This is a genomic window from Desulfobotulus sapovorans DSM 2055 (assembly GCF_059569355.1).
This window is the reverse complement of record NZ_JCANVJ010000001.1, coordinates 417268-436314: the sequence shown is the minus strand read 5'-3', so window position 1 is coordinate 436314 and position 19047 is coordinate 417268. Positions and strand designations below refer to the sequence as shown.

Genomic DNA, 19047 nt, shown 5'->3' with positions numbered 1-19047 from the left:
TGTAAAAAACATCCGGGAAGAGAAACAAAGAATCTTTTCAGAATTTCAAAAGAAGGCTGATCCAATGAAAATATTCAGAATACTGACAGCATTGTTCTCCCTGGCCGGACTTTTGGCATGTGGAGGGAGTATCGACAGCCCCTCCTGTGTCAGCATCACGCCGGACAAGGGATTCTTCCAGGTCAGAATAAACTATCCGGAAGGAGACCGCTATGCTGTCGGGAAAGAATACGGTCTGGAAGTACTGGCTGCGGTTCCCGATTATGAAAAGCTGACGGACAGCTACCTCATGGAATTGCTGGAAGCTGCCACGTCACTGAACCATCTGAAAATTCCTGGGACGGAAGGAGTTCTTACCCTGGAAATCATGATCGGACGGGCTCTGGAAATCAAAAAACAGATCGACCCCCTCTACCTCCAGGAACTGGACGGATTCGCATCCACCTTAAGCGGTGGCTCCCAGGATATGCTGGGAGACGGGAAGCTCTCCAGAAACGAGTATCTGATTCTCAATCTGGTTCCGGACATCGCCACCTCCACAGCCTGTTCGACACTGGCTGTATATGGAGATCGATCCGCTACCGGTAAAACCATTGTTGGCAGAATCACGGACTGGTTCCCTGGAACGGAAGGACAATTCGGCGCACTGAATGCATTCGTTCACGCCAGCACCGGGTCAAAACAGGTTGTGTCCTTCGGATGGCTTGGCGTACTTGGCAATCTGGTTGCCATCAACGACAGCGGCGTCTTTATTGCAAATCTTTACAGCCCCGTAGGGGAGCCCTATTCAGCCGTTGACCGACGTTCCATTCTGCTGGACATCCGGAAAGCAATGGAAACCAGCGCGACCCTTGAAGAGGTGGCAGCGTACCTGAAAGATCCATCGAAACGCTATGGGTACAACAACAACATGTTTCTCGCTAATGCAAACACTTCAAAGGTACTGGAGAACAACTTCAGCAGAAACAGGGAACTCAGAAGTTCTGACAGTACGCTCAACCCCGGTATCAGCTGGGGATTCACTGATTCAGTGGCCAGTGTCAATTCCTTTCTGCTGTCAGGCAATGATGACAATCACACCCAGGTTCCGGTCAATACCGAACGCTGGGCCAATTACAAAAGGATGCTTGCCGCCCAGGGAACACCGGTTGATTTCAATGCCATGAAAACCATCATCTCCTATCATAAACCCGATGCTGGCGGTACGGATGCGGGAGATATTTATGGAAACACATCTGTTCAGGCCATTGTTTATTCCTTTGAAGACAAGCATCTGGAGTTCTGGGCGCATCCCCACACCGGAACCTTTACGGAACATCCGCAGCTCGTCACGGTGAAAATGCCATTCTGACAGCCATACCGGAATATTTGCAAAACACCCGCAGCCCAGCACTGAGCTCACACCATTTAAAAAAAGGTACTTTCTCAGGCTTTCCGCCCTTCCCTTAAAGATCGGAACCCTCCACCCCAGAAGAGGCCCTCCATGGACAACAACACGCAAAAAACCAGTCTTGTAACCGCAACGGCCCTGATCACCGGCAACCTTGTGGGCGCTGGCATTCTGGGTCTGCCCATCAACACCGGCCTTGCCGGTCTCGGCCCCTCCATGCTGGCCATCCTCGCAGGGGCAGGGCTCATGTACCTCAGCGCCAGCATCCTTGGGGATGAGGCAGCCCGAAACCGGAGTGAAACCTTTGACTATCCGTCCATGTACGAGGCCCTGCTGGGAAAAACCGGCAAATGGGTCGCCATGGCTGCCAACCTCCTCATTCTCTATGGCCTGCTCACCGCCTATTTCACAGGAGGTGCCAAGATCCTTGCAAGCCTCTTTGGCATGGAATCCCACCTTTTTCTCGTCATGCTGCTCTTTTCCCTGCCCCTCATTGCCCTCACCTCCATCAATCTCAGCTTTCTCGCCCGGCTCAACACCCTTTTCATTGCCGTTCTTGCCCTGCTTTTTGCCGCCCTCCTGGCCCTGGGAGCCGGGCATGTACGGGTGGAAAACATGGCCTACATGGACTGGAGCTACCTGCCTGCCACCCTGCCCATCATCATCACGGCCTTTCATTTCCACAACATCATTCCCACCATCAGCACCAGCCTTGCCTGGGATCGAACCCAATACCGCAAAGCTGTTTTATGGGGCATGGCTCTCGCCTTTGCCATGAACGGTCTCTGGATTCTCGTGGGCATCGGCGTCATCCCCCTCACAGGCGAAAACAGCCTCCTTGCCGCCTGGGAAACCAACATGCCCGCCACCGTTCCCATGGCCTTTCACCTACAGAGCCAGACCTTCACCCTCTGCGCCCTGGCCTTTGCCCTGGTGGCCATTTCCACCTCCTTTCTCGCCAACGGGCTGGGACTTCAGAACTTCATCCGGGATCTTCTCACCAACACCTTTCACATCGAAAGCCGGGGCCTTGTTCTGGCCCTCACCTTTCTGCCCCCTTTGGCCATCGCCCTTGTCTATCCGGACATTTTCCTGAAAGCCCTGGATCTTGTGGGCGGGGTGGGCATCGTGATCCTCTTTGGTCTGCTTCCCCTGCTCATCGCCCTCAGAGATCCCAGCCGGAGCCGGCTTGTCCGGGGAATCTGTATCCTTGCCTTTTCCTTTGCCCTTGCCATCCTGGCCATGGAAATCCTCCAAGAAGCCGGGCTGCTGCAATTAAGGCCCTGGGTGGAATACCACAAGATTGATTTCTAAGGAGAAACGGCCATGCAATCCCTCAAAGAGCTTTACCGCTACGGCATGGGGCCTTCCAGCAGCCACACCATGGGCCCCCGCAGGGCTTTTCTCTGTGGCAAGGACAAGCAATCCGGCATGGACTTTGACCACCGACGGGGCTGGATTGCAGAGCGTATCATGGAGCTTTCGGCCATCTTTTCCATTGATGTGGCGGCCTATGCGGTCATGAGCAACCACTACCACATCGTGCTGCGTGTGGATGAGGATCATGCCCTTTCCTGGTCGGATCGTGAAGTTTTCACCCGCTGGACACAGCTTTTCAAGGGGCCGGATATAGCTGAAATAAGATGGTAACCAGTAAAGTTAATATATTTAACTTAACAACAGGATGGTAGAAAAAAATGCTACGCAAACTTCCCAATATTATACTGTTTCTCTTTATTATGCTGCTTCTCTTTGTGAGCTGTTCCAGTGAAGAATCGTCTGTAGATCCCTATGGATCCAATGATGATATCTTTATCAAATTCCCTCTTCCAGAGCCGGCGCCGGGTGATAAACCTCTTTTGGCCAGTGAACTGGACAATCCCAGATGGGAAGACAAGGCGTATTTTGAAGCATGTACTGCCCATGTAGGTTTTGCGGTGGGCATAGTTTCACCATCAACAAACCATGAAGATGATACTGGTTACAGAGTGTTTGTTATTACCTCTTTGAATAATTTCCAAAGGTGGCACATTGTTGGAAAGTCGGATACGACGTACCACTTTTGGATGTCTGCCTATGATATGGGTTACACTGATTTTTGCCAAACTCTGAAAGTTCAATCGTACCTTACTGAATGGTTTACGGGGCATGCCCCGGTGGTCTATATCGGGACGGAAGTGAGAAAATGTGCGGGTTCGTGCAACCTGTCTCAAGTATTTGCATACAAAGAAGTATTTGACATGGAGGTTGGAAAGAGTGAAGTGGTCAAAGTGCTCCAAGTGAAAGCGGAAGAAACCGCTTATGTGTGGTATGAAGTGCATAACGCACACCCGACAATGCCAGCAAGGATCTCGCTTCGGGGTGTTCCTTTTGAGACTAAAACCGGATATAAGGCTCCCACATACGATTTGGCTCCGGGTGAGACGAAAACCTTCAAAGGAAAAAAGAGTGGTTACCTGAACTCGACCAATCCAATCAGTGATGGCGCCATCGTGCCATTTTCCATTGAAGCGCTGAGTGACATATGGACTGTTAATGGTAATAAATCGACTATAGCCTACTCTGGCCAAAAAGACGGTTTGGACTGCTGGAAAGGCGAACTCGTGTTTGACCTTAGGGAAAAACACCCCGAGGAATTGGTGAAGCTGAGCTTAGTGCAGGGTCCTGTGGCCTTCGGTAGCACCTGGCTCTTGCAAAACGTCAGGCCCCCCTACCTGACAAGTGATTCCTGGGCGGTGCCGCCCTTTGTGACTGAAAGATTTGTGGAAACAAAAAAACGAAACTGGGGAATGAATAACCTGACTGGCCGCATGGTGTTTGCCTGGCCCTGCATGATGTGCTCGGTCGAGTTTCGAATGAAAGAAGACCGGATTTATGCTTACCCTGACTTTAGTGCCTGCGACGGTTGCATGTGAAATATAGATACGGCACAGATGGTGCTCACGAATTTCTCCCATGTACCAGTCAGCATGCCCGGTCTTCGAACACACCTTCAACGCAAAAATATGGTCAAGGGTAAAATTACCCTTCTCAACGGCATCTATCTTGACACTTATCGCTTCCGCACAGGGCAAGAAGCTCCCGAATAAGATTGTGTCACGAACAAATGGTCCGATTGCCTATGCACCTGATTAAAGGCATTTGATTTAACGAAGAAAAATTATGCTGAACAGCAACCCACGCCGTGTTACGGCGTTTTGTCATAAAGTAACTTTTGAAGTTACTCAGAAGTTACTTGATTTCTAAGGAAAAATGGCCATGCAATCCCTCAAAGAGCTTTACCGCTACGGCATGGGGCCTTCCAGCAGCCACACCATGGGCCCCCGCAGGGCCGCAGAAATCTTCCGCAAAAACCATCCTGAAGCTCAGACTTTTCGGGTGCACCTTTACGGCAGCCTCAGCCTCACGGGCAAAGGGCACCTGACAGACAGAGCCATCGAAGACGGGCTTGCCCCCCTGCCCTGCACCCTCATCTGGCATCCCGAAGCCCTGGATTTCCACCCCAACGGCATGGTTTTTGAAGCCCTGGATAGCGAAGACCAGGTTCTGGGACAGTGGCGGGTTTTCAGCATCGGCGGTGGGGAACTTCGGGAAGAAGGTGCCAGCAAACCGGAAAGCCCCAACCTCTATCCCTATGACAGCATGGAAGAAATGGTAAGGCTTTCCGAGGAAAACGGACATTCTCTCTGGGAGCTTGTGGAAAGATGCGAGGGAAAGGAGATCTGGGATCATCTGGAATTCATCTGGGAAAAGATGCAGGAAGCCATCCTCACGGGACTTGCCGCAGAGGGTGTCCTGCCCGGAGGGCTGGAACTCTGCCGCAAGGCGGCCACAAGCCTTGACCGGGCAAAGCGTCTTCCTCTCCATGAAAACCGCACAGCCCTGATGGCCGCATACAGTCTTGCGGTTTCAGAAACCAACGCCTCTGGCGGTTTTGTGGTCACGGCCCCTACCTGCGGTTCCTGCGGGGTTTTGCCGGGCGTGCTTTTCTATCTCTACGGCAGGGGAGGCCATACCCCGAAAGACATGCTGAGGGCTTTGGCCACGGCAGGTCTTGTGGGCAGCCTTGTGAAAAGGAAGGCCTCCATTTCCGGAGCAGAGGTGGGATGTCAGGGGGAAGTGGGGGTTGCCTCCGCCATGGCCGCTGCGGCGGCCGCCCAGCTTCTCGGGGGCCTGCCCCGCCATGTGGAATACGCCGCGGAGATGGGGCTTGAACACCATCTGGGCCTGACCTGCGATCCTGTGGGGGGGCTTGTGCAGATCCCCTGCATTGAGCGCAATGTTTTTGGTGCCATCCGGGCCCTGGCCTGCGCCGAATATGCCCTTCTCTTTTCCGGTAGCCACCATGTCACCCTGGATCAGGTGGTGGAGGTTATGAAGGAAACGGGGCATGACATGCAGGCCCTTTACCGGGAAACCTCTCTGGGGGGACTTGCCAGAATATATCGCTCCATCCCGACAAATCCCAAATAATAACAAAACAATAAGGATATAGCCCCTTCCATACAAAGGTGTCTGACCCCTTTTTTATGCTTTAGTATTTTTTAAATATGCCGATTTATAAACTTATCTGAATCGCTGATCTGTTTTCACAGCCTGACTTTCAAGAGGGGGGTAAGTTTATGAAAATTCTATCATCCGACGTTTATTTAACATCGCGTTCCACCTATTCCCATACGAAGGACGAAACACTATATGCCCTTGATGAAAAAGGTCAGGTGGCGCATAAAACCCGGAATAAAACCCAGATAGAGCGCGAGACAAGCTCCACTGCCCGTTTTAAAACCCAGGGGGATTATACGGTTGATATCCAGCATACGCCTCTCTCCCGGGAAAATGTCGGGAACACCACTTCCACTGAGCGGGGTGGGGACTTTGATGATGACCTTGAAAAAAATCTTTATCTGGCCTCTGTTTTTGAATGGGCTGCCAATACCATTGACGAGGTCGTGGCCAATTTCGAAGCCCGGAAAAAGGAACAGGCTCCAAACCCGGAAATTATGGCTGCCCCGTCAACGGATGCTTCTAAAATACACAGTTCATCCCAAAATGAGAATATTTCATCCACAGATTTAAAGCTTACAATTTATAAGGAAGTCGCCGCAGGCTACCGTCTTCAGGCCAAGGCTCTGAGACCGGCATCCATGAATGCCTCTGATGACCGCATCAGGTATACGAAAAGCCATGAAAAAGAAACCACCCTGGTTCAGGCCGGTGGTGTGGTACATACGATTGACGGCCGCAAACTGGATTTTTCGCTGACTGTGGGCATGCACCGGGAGAACAGGGAAACAAAAACCGAAGCCTATCGTCTGGTGGATCCCCTGGTCATTAATTTCTCAGGTACATCAGCCCAACTGGAGGATGAAAAAATCGGGTTTGATCTGGACGGAGATGGTGAGCCTGACCAGGTGTCCCGTCTCGGTCAGGGCAGTGGTTTTCTTGCCCTGGATCTGAATCAGGACGGGGAGGTAAACAGCGGCAGGGAACTTTTCGGCCCTTCAACAGGAGATGGATTTCAGGAACTTTCCTTCTATGACAGGGACAAGAACGGATGGATAGATGAAAACGATGACATCTATGATGAACTGATGGTCTGGATTCAGAACGATTCTGAAAAGGGACTTTTGAAAAAACTCTCTGAAACCGGAATCGGTGCCATTCATCTGGGCGCTGTGAATTCGGAATTTCTGCTTGAAAATTCTCATCACGGAGCCGCAGGAAAAGTGGTTTCCACGGGTGTGGCCCTGACCGAAGCCGGGGAGGTGAAAACCATTCAGCAGGTGGATCTTATAGTCTGAAAAAAAAGGTACCCCCTTTTCGGGCATCGCACACTGAAAACAAGGAAAAAGCCCATGGAACTTTCCGCACTGGGTCGTACCCCCATCCCCGGCCCTTCTCCGGCAGGAACGGATGTGCGGTATGAGGCCAGCTACATGGCCCTCATCGAAGAAATTGAAAAACTGTCTTCCGTTACCCAGGCCTCTGAAGTGAGCTGGAAAAAGGTCTGTGAACTGGGAACAGGCATTCTGGAAAACCAGTCCAAGGACATGGTGGCCGCAGCCTACACGGCTGTGGCCCTGATGCAGACCCTTGATCTGGAAGGACTTTCCATCGGGCTGGGCCTTCTCTCGGATCTTCTGGAAACCTTCTGGGAGACGGGCTTTCCGCCCAAAAAACGGATGCGGGGCCGGATCAATGCCCTTTCGTGGTGGCAGGAGAAAACCCTTGCCTGGCTGAAGACCTGTCAGCCAGCCCCCCTGGAAGTCTTGCAGCATCAGAACCTTCTGGATCAGGCCAGAAAACTGGACCAGCTCTTTGGAGAAAAACTGCCGGATCTGCCTGCCATGCGGGAGATGCTCCAGCGTCTTGCCTCCCTCCCCGTGCAGGTTCCCCCCAAAGAACCCGCCCCTTCCGAGACGCTACCCGTTCCCGCCTCCCCTGAGACAGCGGTTCTGCCCCTGGAGTCCCCTCCTGCCCAGCCGTCTGAAACCGGAACATCGTCTCCGGCCCCGAAAAAGCCCTCCCCTCCCCTGGCGGGCGCAGTCTCTCCGGAAAGCGCCCCTGCCAAATCCGAAGCAGCTCCGGAAGATCTTCAGGCCAGCCGCAGGGCTTTGATGGAAGCGGCCCTCACCTTTGCCTCCTTTGCCCGCAGGGAAAACCCCGAAGATCCATGGGCTTTCAAAGCCACCCGCATGGCCGCATGGCTGAGGGTGCAATCCCCGCCCCCCTCGGAAAACGGGGAAACCGCCATCCCCGAACCGGAAACTGTTATTAAAACCGCTCTCCAGACCCTTCTTAAGGATGGTCACTACAGGGAGGTGGTGAAGCGGGCGGAGGACTATGTCACAGCCGCTATCTTCTGGCTCGATCTGCAACGCCTCTGCGCCCAGGGTCTGGAAGGTCTTGGAGAAAGCGGGAAAGCGGCACTGAAGGTGCTGCAAGGAGAACTTTTACTTCTGCTCCAGCGCTTGCCCGGCCTGGAACAGCTCTCCTTTGCAGGAGGCCTTCCCTTTGCCGATGGGGAAACACGGGACTGGATTGCTACCCTTCAGGCAGCCCCCGCTTCCGGAGCGGAAACGGAAGATCCTCTGCAAACTGTGCTGGAAGAAGCCCGCTCCGCCCATGCGAAAAAGGAGGAAGCTCGTGCCCTGAATCTCCTGGATACGGCCATGGGGCAGACGGCAAAGGCTTCGGATCGGATACGGCTGCGTCTGGCGCAGGTGGAGCTGCTCTGCCGGTCCGCCCGCTTTGCCCATGCCGCAGTTCTGGCCGAAAATCTTCTTTCCGAAAGTGAGGCCCTTTCTCTGGAATCCTGGGATCCCATTCTCGCAGAACGGCTTCTTGCAGGCTGCCATCAGGCCTTTACAGGGCTGGGAGACGAGGCAGGCCTCAACAGGGCAAAGGCCCTTGCCGCCCGTATCTGCCGCCTGAGACCCGCCGCCGCCCTGAATCTTGGCCTCTGACCCTCCTGAAACACCGGGTGCCCACATTCCTGCCAACTTTTTTTGCACTGCCCCCTGACGTGGGCAGCCGACAGCGAGGAAAGCCCTTTCTTTTATCCCAACAAGGCTCCGCTGATCTCCATTCAGACCATGGCATACAAGATGCTAATAAAATCTTTGAGATAAAATACTGTCACCAGAAAGCAGACAGACCTTAAAAACAGAAGAACCAGCCCCCCAGCCCCTTAAAAATTCCATTGATCTTTTTTTTGAGACCCCCTAATCTTGCTGCATTGCAGCCTGAAAAGCATCCATCGCAGTTTCCACAACCGATCCCATACCATGCAAGGAGGTATTCCCATGCCACAGGAAGGATCCATTGCCCCCAAAGAACGGGTGAACATTGTTTACCGACCCGCCACAGGTGATGCCCAGGAAGAGGTGGAACTTCCCCTCAAACTTCTCGTTCTCGGAGATTTCACACGGAAAACCGACGACCGTATGGTGGAAGACCGGGATCCCGTATCCGTGGACAAGGACAACTTCAATGACGTCCTCAAGGCCCAGGGACTGGAACTGACCCTGAATGTTCCGGATAAAATTTCCGGTACGGAAGATGCCCAGCTTGCCCTGAACCTCCAGTTCAACAGCATGAAAGACTTTGAACCGGATGCCCTTGTCCGGAAAATCCCGGAACTGGCAAAGCTCATGGAACTGCGCGAAGCCCTGAAAGCCCTGAAAGGGCCTCTGGCCAATGTGCCGGACTTCCGCAAAAAAGTGCAGGAACTGGTCAAGGACGAAGGTGCGCGCGAAAGACTGCTCAAAGAGCTGGGCATAGAAGGCTAGGGAGGAAAAAAGATGACGGAAGAACAGGTTCAGGGCCAGGAATCCCAGACGGATCAGGCAGCAGGTGAGGGAACGCTTCTCGATGAGATCATCGCGGCTTCAAAAATCCACCCCAGCAGCGAAGGCTACTCCCTCACCCGCGCCGGTCTCCAGGCCTTTCTGAAAGAGATGGTGGAAAACAAAAGCGAAGCCAAGGTCTCCGGAGCCCTTGTGGATGACATGATCGCGGCCATTGATGAAAAGCTTTCCGCACAGGTCAATGCCGTCATGCATCATGCGGAATTCCAGCAGCTGGAATCCGCATGGCGATCCATGAAATTTCTCGTGGACAGAACGGATTTCCGCCAGAACATCAAGGTGGAATTCATCAATGTCTCCAAGGAGGATCTGCTTTCAGACTTTGAAGACGCACCGGAAGTGGTGAAATCCGGACTGTACAAACAGGTCTATACGGCAGAATACGGGCAGTTCGGCGGCAAGCCCATCGGTGCCATGGTTTCCAACTATGATTTTGGCCCAGGCCCCCAGGATATCCAGCTCCTCCAGTATGTATCCTCCGTATCGGCCATGGCCCATGCCCCCTTTATCGCAGCGGCGGACAAGTCCTTCTTTGGCGTTGATTCCTGGGAAGCCCTTCCCAACCTCAAGGATCTGCATGCCATCTTTGAAATGCCCCAGTACACCAAATGGCGCTCCTTCCGGGAGTCGGAAGATGCCCGCTACGTGGGGCTGACCCTGCCCCGTTTTCTGCTGAGGCTGCCCTATTCACCCTCGACCATACCCGCCAAAACTTTCACTTTCACGGAAGAGGCCCAGGAAAACGAAGACTTCTGCTGGGGCAACACGGCCTTTGCCTTTGCCTCCCGCTTGACGGACAGCTTTGCCAAATACCGCTGGTGCGCCAACATCATCGGCCCCCAGGGCGGGGGCGAGGTGGACAATCTTCCCCTCTACCAGTTCCAGGCCATGGGCCAGACCCAGAGCAAAATCCCCACCCAGGTGCTGATTTCCGAACGCCGGGAGTATGAGCTGGCCGAAGAAGGCTTCATGGCCCTCACCATGCGCAAGGGCTCGGACAATGCGGCCTTTTTCTCGGCCAACTCCGCCCAGAAATCCAAGGTTTTCCCGGATACACCCGAAGGAAAAGCAGCGGAACTCAACTTCAGGCTCTCCACCCAGATGCCCTATATGATGATCATGAACCGGCTGGCCCACTACATCAAGGTGATCCAGAGGGAGAACATCGGTACCTGGAAAGAGCGCCAGGATCTCGATCGGGAACTGAACAAATGGATCGGTCAGTATGTGACGGAAATGGACAATCCCGATCCCATCACCCGCAGCAAGCGGCCCCTGCGTGCCGCACAGATTGAGGTCAACGATGTTCCCGGAGATCCCGGCTGGTATTCCGTCAGTCTCAAGGCAAGGCCCCACTTCAAGTACATGGGAGCCAGCTTCACCCTCTCCCTTGTCGGTAAACTGGATAAAGAATAATTTCCCCACCATCCCCAAAAAGGAGGACGACCCATGGCTTTGACTGCTTACATGGCCGTAAACGGAAAATCTCAGGGTGACATCAAAGGCGACTGTGCCCAGAGCGGTGACAAGAAAGAAAAGATTCTGGTGTACAATTCCGACCATACCGTGGAAATTCCGAGAGACACCCATACCGGTCTGCCCACAGGCCAGCGCATCCACAATCCTTTTACCATCACCAAGCACAAGGATCAGGCGTCCCCCAAGCTCTTCAAGGCCTGCTGCACGGGTGAGGGCTGTACGGTCACCATCGATTACTACAGAATCAAACCGGACGGTGTGGAAGAAAAATATTATACCATCAAAATGGAGGATGCCATCATTGTCTCCATGCGGGAATACACGCCCATGACCTTCCTGCCGGACAACAGACCCTACCACGACATGGAAGACGTCTCCATGACCTATTCCAAAATCACCTGGACCTATAACGACGGCAATATCGAGTATACGGACGACTGGAAAAAATAAGCACTGACACCCACAAAAGGCGCAGGGCCATAACTGTATCTGCGCCTTTACTTCTTCCCCCAAGCATACCAGGCATAGTGATCATTTAAAGCATAAACACCTGATACCATATTACATACTAAAAAGTTCATTTCCCACTCGACGTAGATAAAAAGGCTTGATTGTTGTGGTCAGACAGTAAAGAGTGAATGCTTTGTCGAGTGCGTTTCGGTCTTATTAGTAAGTCATGTAGAAATTACACAAGGAGGTTCATGATGCGTTTCGACAGGTTAAATTCTTTTCTGATTGCAGCACTTTTTATTTCTCTATCAACGCCAGTCATTATGGTTTTTGCCAGTGAGAACGTCAGCATTGTAGGCCATCAGTACACACCCTATCAGAATCAGGATCAGTCAGGTTTTCAAAATGAGTTGGTCAAAAAGGCCTTTAATGCCGTTGGCATAACTGCCGACATAAATATCACACCTCCTTTCAGGACAATCAAAGATTTTTATGACTGCAAATATGCAGTTTGTGCTGATGGTGAAACTCTTGAAGATGAAACAAAAAACAGAGAGCTAGATGTGAGAAAACATGTCTACTGGAATGTACCTATCGGCCTTATGTATTATAAACCCAATTTAACCGCATCAGAAATCAAAGCGCTGGAATCGGTCACCGATTTTTCACAAATCAATCCTGGTTATTCCATATTAAGTTACGGGGGATATGATCCATATAGTCCAAAAGGGTTCAGAGGAAAAGTGGATTCCAAATCACACTCTCCCGAGCAGACTCTGATGATGATAAGAGGTGACAGATATAAACTGGGATTCGAGGTTCTGGGTGTCACACCCCATTATGTCATCAACAGTGACAATCCGAATGATCTAAAAAACTGGGGATTTGTGAATGTGTGGGTTTTTGTACCTCAATATATGGCTTTTAAAGGAAAAGACCCAACGGGCGGTCACTATGAAAAAAAATTTCTTGAAGGCCTTAAAATAATAAAAAAAAATGGAACATATCTGGATATATACGAAAGGCTTTACGGGAAAAACAATATTCCAAGATCCGCCATTGATGACCCCAATGAAGAGATAACAAAGGAAGATAGAAACAGACTTGTGGATGATGCCAAATTTGATATGCAAAAATTTCTCAGACAAAAAAGAGACACTACAGGATCTATTGTGGAGTTTATCGATTAATTAAATATCTGATTACTCGTCTGATTCAAACCGTGCAGCCCCAAGTCTTGCCCTTGATTCTATGCAATTCCCCTGAAAGACGAGAACTCATGAAAAAGATTTACCGTTACAGCAACGTCCCCAGTGTTCCCCACCCCAGCATGGGAATGCATCCAAAGACGCTCCAGCGTCTTCAGCCCATGGAAGGCTGTCATCGCCTGGCGTCCAGACACCGGTACGGCATTCCCAGGCTGGAACACGGGAACGATAGCTGAGATAAGATGGTAATCAGCATCAATTTAACAAAGAGCGAAAACCATGCGGGAAAAACGGCTTCTCGAAAGGCTGCGGGCCATGGAGCAGAACCCGGACTGGCGCGGTGAATCCGATCCCGGCCAGGCCGTTGCCTCCGTCCTGGATCATCTGGGAAAAATCCTCAACACCCGTCAGGGCAGTGCGCCCATATCTCCGGATCTGGGAATGCCGGACTTTACCAGTCTTTCGGGTCTGATGGGAGAAAAGGCCCTGCCCCAGATGGAGGCCGTCCTTACCCAGGTGATTCATCGTTATGAACCCCGACTTGTGGATGTGCACGCCCATTTTGACCCCAGGCCGGATCGTCCCTTTCTCATCGCCTTCAAACTGGTGGCCAGGGTGCGGGTGGAAAACCTTGAAATGCCTGTGGTGTTTGAAACCGTACTCAATCCCGATGGCCGGATTACCGTGCTGGAGTAAGCTGTGATCAAAAAATACTACGAAAGAGAACTGGCAAAGCTGCGGGATCTGGGGGCGGAATTTTCCAAAATGCATCCTTCTCTCGCCTCCATGCTTTCCGGCCCATCCGGAGACCCCGATGTGGAACGTCTTCTGGAAGGCAGCGCCTTTCTTTCGGGCATGATCCATGAAAAGCTGGACGATGATTTTCCGGAAATTGTCCATGGTCTTATCCAGCTCATCTTTCCCCACTATCTGAGACCCCTTCCGGCAACCACCCTGATCCGCTTCACGCCCAAACGCAGCCTCATGGAAAGCCTTGCCATTCCCAAGGGAACGGCCATTGAGGCCATTGAATCCGAAGGCACCCGCTGTATCTTTACCACGGCCTGTGCGGTACAGCTTCTGCCCCTTACCCTCACCGCAGTAAGTTTCAAGGCCGGAGGCGACGGTCTGGGCCTTCTGCGCATGGACTTCCAGCTTTCGGGCATGGATCTTTCCGCCTTCAGGGAAAAAAGTCTCCGTTTTCACCTTGCAGGGGTTTATACCGAGGCTTCCCGCCGGAACTGGCTTTTTTTCACCCGGCTGCGGCAGGTTCGCGTGGTCTCCCAGGACGGAGAAATCCTTGATCTGGGCAGAAAGGCCGTTCACCCCGCAGGATTCAGGGCGGATGAGGCCCTCATTCCCTTTCCCGACCGTTCCTTTCCCGGATACCGCATTCTTCAGGAATACTTCATCCTGCCGGAAAAATTTCTCTTCTTTGATGTCACCGGGCTGGATCAGTGGAAAAACCGGGGCAAGGGGACACGTTTCTCCCTTGTGTTTGACTTTTCCGGCCTGCCCCAGGAACTGCCGCCCATGCGGATCGAACACTTCCAGCTTTTTGTCAGCCCGGCCCTGAATCTCTTTCCCCACCGGGCCGACCCCATTCTGCTGGATCACAAAAAAAACGAATACCCCATCCGGCCGGAAGGAAGAGATCCCAAACACTACCAGATTTACAGTGTGGACCGGGTGACGGGCTTTGTGCAGGGAACCGTTCAGGAACGCAGATATCTTCCCTTTGAGCTTTTCAATCCCCAGGTGGAATCCACACCCGTCTATGCTGTCCATCACCGTCCCTCCCCCCTGGACGGCAGGGCGGAAATGCACCTTTCCGTGGCCTATCCCGGTGCACAGCATCCCCCCGTTCTGGAAACCCTCTCCCTTGATATTCTCTGCACCAATGCCACCCTGCCCGAGACCCTGCATACGGGGGATGTCTGTGTCGCCACGGAATCTTCACCGGAGCTTGCGGAATTCACAAACATCCGGCCCCCCACCGCAGCCGTCCAGCCACCCCTTGGAAAAAATCTTTTATGGCGGCTGCTTTCCCATCTTTTTTTAAACTATCTTTCCATCGCCACGGCGGAAAACCTGCGCTCTGTACTCAAGCTCTATATTTTCACGGAAACCCGGGACAGGGCGGCTGTGCTGGCCAATACCCAGCGCATCGAAGCCATCAGAGAGCTTGATGTCCGGCCCGCAGACCGTTTTGTGGACGGACGCCTCCTCCGGGGACAGGAAATTCTCATCCGGGTGGACGCCCAGGCCTTTACCGGAGAAGGAGACATGTATCTCTTCGGTTCCGTTCTGGATGTCTTTCTGGGCAATTATGCGGCCATCAATGCCTACACCCGGCTCACCCTGGAAGACACCCTGAAAAAGGAGCACTTCACATGGCCCATCCGTCTGGGCGACCGGATACTCCTGTAACAGAAAGTCTCAGTCTCCGGAGATCCCCCAAAAAACATTCCGTGCTGGAAAGCCTGCTGGAAAACCCCAAAGGCTTTTCCTTTTCCCAGGCCCTGCGTCTTCTGGCCCGGGCCCATGGGCCGGAAGGCCCGGAAAATCTTAAACGTTTTCTGAAGGATCAGATCCGTATCCGGCCCTATCTTTCCTTAGGGTTTCCACCGACGGATCTCACGTCCATCGAAACACTCCCCGCAGAAGAAGGCCGGGAAGAGGAGGCTGCCCGTTTCCGCATGACTGCCACCTTTCTCGGACTGTACGGCCCCTCCTCTCCCCTTCCCACCTTTTATACGGAAGAGCTGCTGGAGGAACAGAATGAGGATAAAAGCGTCAGCCGGGATTTTCTGGACATTCTCAATCAGGGCTTTTTTGTCCTCTTTGCCCTGGCGGACACCCAGTACAGCCTCATCCGCAGGATCTGTGAAGAGACCAGCGAAGATCTCATGCAGCGGCTCTACAGCCTTGTGGGTATGGGCCACCCGGAAATGCGGGAAAAGCCTTTCCACAATCCCGGCAGCCTGCTGCGGGTGATGGGGCTTCTTACCCAGTTTCCCCGTTCCGCCGCAGGCCTGCGCGGACTTCTGGCCGACCGCATGGGCGTCCCCGTGACCATCCGCTCCTGTGAGCCGCGCATGGCGACCTTCCCCGAAGACCAGCGGGCCTGCCTCGGTATCCGGGCCAGCCATCTTGGGGAAGACTGCCGGATCGGCTCTGTGGTGGAAGATGCCATGGGCAAAATCGCCGTTGAGGCCGGTCCCATGGATGCGGACACCTATGCCCGCTTTCTTCCGGGAGAAAGGGAGCACCATGAACTTTTCACCCTTGTCCGCTTTTACTGCACCCAGCCCCTGGAGTGTGATCTGGAATTTCTCCTGAAGCCTGAAACCCTGCACTGCGGCATTCTGGGCCAGCCCCTGGGATGCCGTCTGGGCTGCGATTTCTGGCTGGCGCCACAGCCCGGCCTTCCCGTCCGGGCAAAATTCTCCGATTCCCATGCTTTCCGGAAAACCCCCTCACAAAGGAGTACTGGCCCATGATCGGTGTCGACATGAAAGCGCTGCTGGAAAAGTGCAATACCCACTGCACCCAGGCCCTGCACAGTGCCGCAGGACTCACGGTGAACCGCAGCCATTACGAAGTGACGGTGGAACATTTTTTCCTCGCCTGTCTGGACGATCCCCGTGCGGATCTTTCCCTGGCCCTCACCCGTTCCGGCCTCAATCCCGCCGACCTGAAAACAGCCCTTAACCGGGTTCTGGAAGATTTCCGGGCAGGCAATGCCGCAAGACCGGTCTTTTCCCCTCCGCTCATGGAACTGCTGGAGGTGGCCTGGCTGGTGGCCTCCGTGGATCTGGGGCTTTCCCGCATCCGGTCGGGTGCGGTGCTGCTGGCCTTTCTGCGGAAAACCGCCCTCTACGCCCAGGGCGGATACGGGGATCTCCTCCGCCAGATCAACCGGGAAGACCTGCAGAAAAACTTCCGGGAGCTGGTTCGTGTATCCTCGGAAAGCACGGATACCGAAGAAAGCGGAGGCAAAACCCAACACCAGGAAGCCGGGGAAGGCCGTTCCGGCGAAAGCTTTACGGCAAAATTCTGTGAGGATTTCACGGCCAAGGCAAAGACGGGAAAAATCGACGCCGTTTTCGGAAGGGATGGGGAAATCCGGGAAATCGTGGACATTCTGGCCCGCCGTCGCAAAAACAATCCCATTCTGGTCGGGGAACCCGGCGTGGGCAAGACGGCGGTCATCGAAGGCCTCGCCCTGCGCATCGTGGAAGGGGATGTCCCCGAAGTGCTGGCCGGGGTCACCCTCCTGGGTCTCGACATGGGGCTGCTTGAAGCCGGGGCGGGCATGAAGGGAGAGTTCGAACGCAGGCTCAAGGGGGTTCTCGACGAGATCAAGGCCAGCGAAAAGCCCATCGTTCTTTTCATTGACGAAGCCCACATGCTGGTGGGCGCGGGCGGTCAGGCGGGCGGATCCGACGCCGCCAACCTCCTCAAGCCCGCACTGGCCAGAGGGGAAATCCGCACCTGTGCGGCCACCACCTTCAAGGAGTACAAGAAATACTTTGAAAAGGACCCCGCGCTGGCCCGCCGTTTCCAGCCCATCACCCTGAAGGAACCCGATCCCGCCACAGCCGCCCTCATTCTCCGGGGCATCCGGGACAGCTATGAGAAAGCCCATGGCGTCCTCATCCGGGATGAGGCCATTGAGGCCGCAGCCACTCTCTCCCACCGCTACGTCAGCGGCCGCTTTCTTCCGGACAAGGCCATCGACCTCATGGATACGGCCTGCGCCAGGGTGAAGATCAGCCAGAGCGCCAAACCCGGCGCGCTGGAAGACAGAGAAAGAAAAATCCAGGCCCTGCTCCGGGAAAAAAAGGCGCTGGAGCGCGACCGGGAAAACGGCGTTGCCGTGGATGAGGATCGCCTGCTGGATCTTGAAGAAAAAAAACGTTCTCTGGAAGCCGAGGCGAAAGATCTCCATGCACAATGGGAAAGGGAAAAGGAGGCGGTGCAGGCCCTCCTTGCCGCAAGGCACGCCCTTCAGGCAGCCCTCGCCGAAAAGAAGGAAGAAGAGGCGCTGAATGCCCTGCGTGAGGACGTACATGCCGCGGACGCCGCCCTTGCGGAAGTCCGTCAGGAAGAGGAGCTGGTGGCCGTGGAGGTGACGCCGGATCTGGTGGCCAGGGTGGTGAGCGACTGGACAGGCATTCCCGCAGGCAAGATGGCCAGGGAACAGGCCCTTGTGGCTGCGGAGCTGGAAGAGCGTCTGGCCCGGCGCATACGGGGGCAGGATGCGGCCCTCAGGGTCATCGCCGAAGGGATACAGGCCTCCCGCGCCGGACTGCGCTCTCCGGAACAGCCCGGAGGGGTTTTCCTGCTGGTGGGGCCTTCGGGCGTGGGCAAGACGGAAACGGGGCTGACCCTTGCGGACATCCTCTTTGGAGACGAACGCAGTGCGGTGACCATCAACATGAGTGAGTTTCAGGAAAAGCACACCGTTTCCCGGCTCATCGGCTCCCCTCCGGGCTATGTGGGCTACGGCGAGGGCGGCATGCTCACCGAGGCGGTAAGGCGCAAACCCTATTCCGTGGTGCTGCTGGACGAGGTGGAAAAGGCCCACCCCGATGTGCTGAACCTCTTCTATCAGGTCTTTGACAAGGGCCTGCTCACGGACGGGGAAGGCAAGGAGATTTCCTTCAAGAACACCCTGATTCTCCTGACCTCCAACCTGGCCTCGGACGTGATTCAGGAAATGACGGCGGACGGGGCGGATCTGGACGCAGACACCCTCCTTGCCGCCATCCGGCCCATGCTTTCCGAATATTTCAAGCCCGCCCTCCTTGCCCGCATGGCCGTTGTGCCCTACCGCAGCCTTTCCGGAAACGCCCTTTCCGCCATTGTCCGGCTCAAGCTCGACATTCTGGCCCGCAGACTCATGGAAAACAACAGGATGGCGCTGTCCTTTTCCGACAAGGTGACAGAACAGATTGCGGCCCGCTGCACGGAAGTGGAAACCGGAGCGCGGAATATCGACTACATCCTCTCCGCAAGCATTCTGCCCCGCATGTCACGGGAAATCCTTTCCCGCATGTCCGGATCGGCCATGCCTTCGGCCCTGCATCTCGATGTGGCGGAAGACGGCACCTTTTCCATGGAATTCACCTGAACGCAGAAGGAG

The 19047-nt window shown here is 54.2% G+C and carries 15 protein-coding genes; all 15 read left to right on the top strand.

The window, feature by feature from the left end; genetic code table 11:
• The first annotated feature begins 64 nt into the window (after positions 1-64).
• The 15 genes from BR04_RS01775 (at position 65) to tssH (ending at position 19035) form a co-directional block, all read left to right on the top strand.
• Positions 65-1351: a C45 family autoproteolytic acyltransferase/hydrolase gene (locus BR04_RS01775; protein ID WP_496354261.1), complete on the top strand. Its 1287-nt coding sequence runs from the start codon at positions 65-67 to the stop codon at positions 1349-1351.
• 132 nt (positions 1352-1483) lie between these two features.
• Positions 1484-2704 carry an aromatic amino acid transport family protein gene (locus BR04_RS01770; protein ID WP_496354260.1) on the top strand — a complete coding sequence of 407 codons (1221 nt, stop codon included), beginning with the start codon at positions 1484-1486 and terminating at the stop codon, positions 2702-2704.
• A 12-nt stretch (positions 2705-2716) separates the two neighbouring features.
• Positions 2717-3040: a transposase gene (locus BR04_RS01765; protein ID WP_496354259.1), complete on the top strand. Its 324-nt coding sequence runs from the start codon at positions 2717-2719 to the stop codon at positions 3038-3040.
• A 47-nt stretch (positions 3041-3087) separates the two neighbouring features.
• Positions 3088-4305 (top strand): hypothetical protein, encoded by a 1218-nt coding sequence (locus tag BR04_RS01760; protein WP_496354258.1) that lies wholly within the window; start codon positions 3088-3090, stop codon positions 4303-4305.
• A gap of 343 nt (positions 4306-4648) precedes the next feature.
• Complete coding sequence (locus tag BR04_RS01755; RefSeq protein ID WP_496354257.1) at positions 4649-5863, top strand: L-serine ammonia-lyase; 1215 nt, start codon at positions 4649-4651, stop codon at positions 5861-5863.
• Positions 5864-6012: 149 nt separating this feature from the next.
• A complete protein-coding gene (locus BR04_RS01750; protein WP_496354256.1) occupies positions 6013-7191 on the top strand; it encodes an SPM autocatalytic domain-containing protein in 1179 nt (392 codons plus the stop codon).
• Positions 7192-7245: 54 nt separating this feature from the next.
• Complete coding sequence (gene tssA / locus BR04_RS01745; protein WP_496354255.1) at positions 7246-8856, top strand: type VI secretion system protein TssA; 1611 nt, start codon at positions 7246-7248, stop codon at positions 8854-8856.
• A 339-nt stretch (positions 8857-9195) separates the two neighbouring features.
• The gene (gene tssB / locus BR04_RS01740; protein WP_496354254.1) at positions 9196-9681 is read left to right on the top strand and encodes a type VI secretion system contractile sheath small subunit; all 486 of its coding nucleotides are present in this window, start codon (positions 9196-9198) and stop codon (positions 9679-9681) included.
• Positions 9682-9693: 12 nt separating this feature from the next.
• A complete protein-coding gene (gene tssC / locus BR04_RS01735; protein WP_496354253.1) occupies positions 9694-11175 on the top strand; it encodes a type VI secretion system contractile sheath large subunit in 1482 nt (493 codons plus the stop codon).
• Positions 11176-11208: 33 nt separating this feature from the next.
• The gene (locus BR04_RS01730; RefSeq protein WP_496354252.1) at positions 11209-11688 is read left to right on the top strand and encodes an Hcp family type VI secretion system effector; all 480 of its coding nucleotides are present in this window, start codon (positions 11209-11211) and stop codon (positions 11686-11688) included.
• Between the two features lie 251 nt (positions 11689-11939).
• Positions 11940-12878, top strand: a complete 939-nt coding sequence (locus BR04_RS01725; protein ID WP_496354251.1) for a hypothetical protein — start codon at positions 11940-11942, stop codon at positions 12876-12878.
• Between the two features lie 297 nt (positions 12879-13175).
• Entirely contained in the window at positions 13176-13592 is a 417-nt protein-coding gene (tssE, locus tag BR04_RS01720; protein ID WP_496354250.1) for a type VI secretion system baseplate subunit TssE, read from the top strand.
• A 3-nt stretch (positions 13593-13595) separates the two neighbouring features.
• Positions 13596-15326, top strand: coding sequence for a type VI secretion system baseplate subunit TssF (gene tssF / locus BR04_RS01715; RefSeq protein ID WP_496354249.1), 1731 nt, complete (start codon positions 13596-13598; stop codon positions 15324-15326).
• Positions 15290-16399 carry a type VI secretion system baseplate subunit TssG gene (gene tssG, locus BR04_RS01710; RefSeq protein ID WP_496354248.1) on the top strand — a complete coding sequence of 370 codons (1110 nt, stop codon included), beginning with the start codon at positions 15290-15292 and terminating at the stop codon, positions 16397-16399. Before tssF ends, tssG begins: the two co-directional genes overlap by 37 nt.
• A complete protein-coding gene (gene tssH, locus BR04_RS01705; RefSeq protein ID WP_496354247.1) occupies positions 16396-19035 on the top strand; it encodes a type VI secretion system ATPase TssH in 2640 nt (879 codons plus the stop codon). The genes tssG and tssH overlap by 4 nt, the downstream gene beginning before the upstream one ends.
• Positions 19036-19047: the final 12 nt, after the last annotated feature.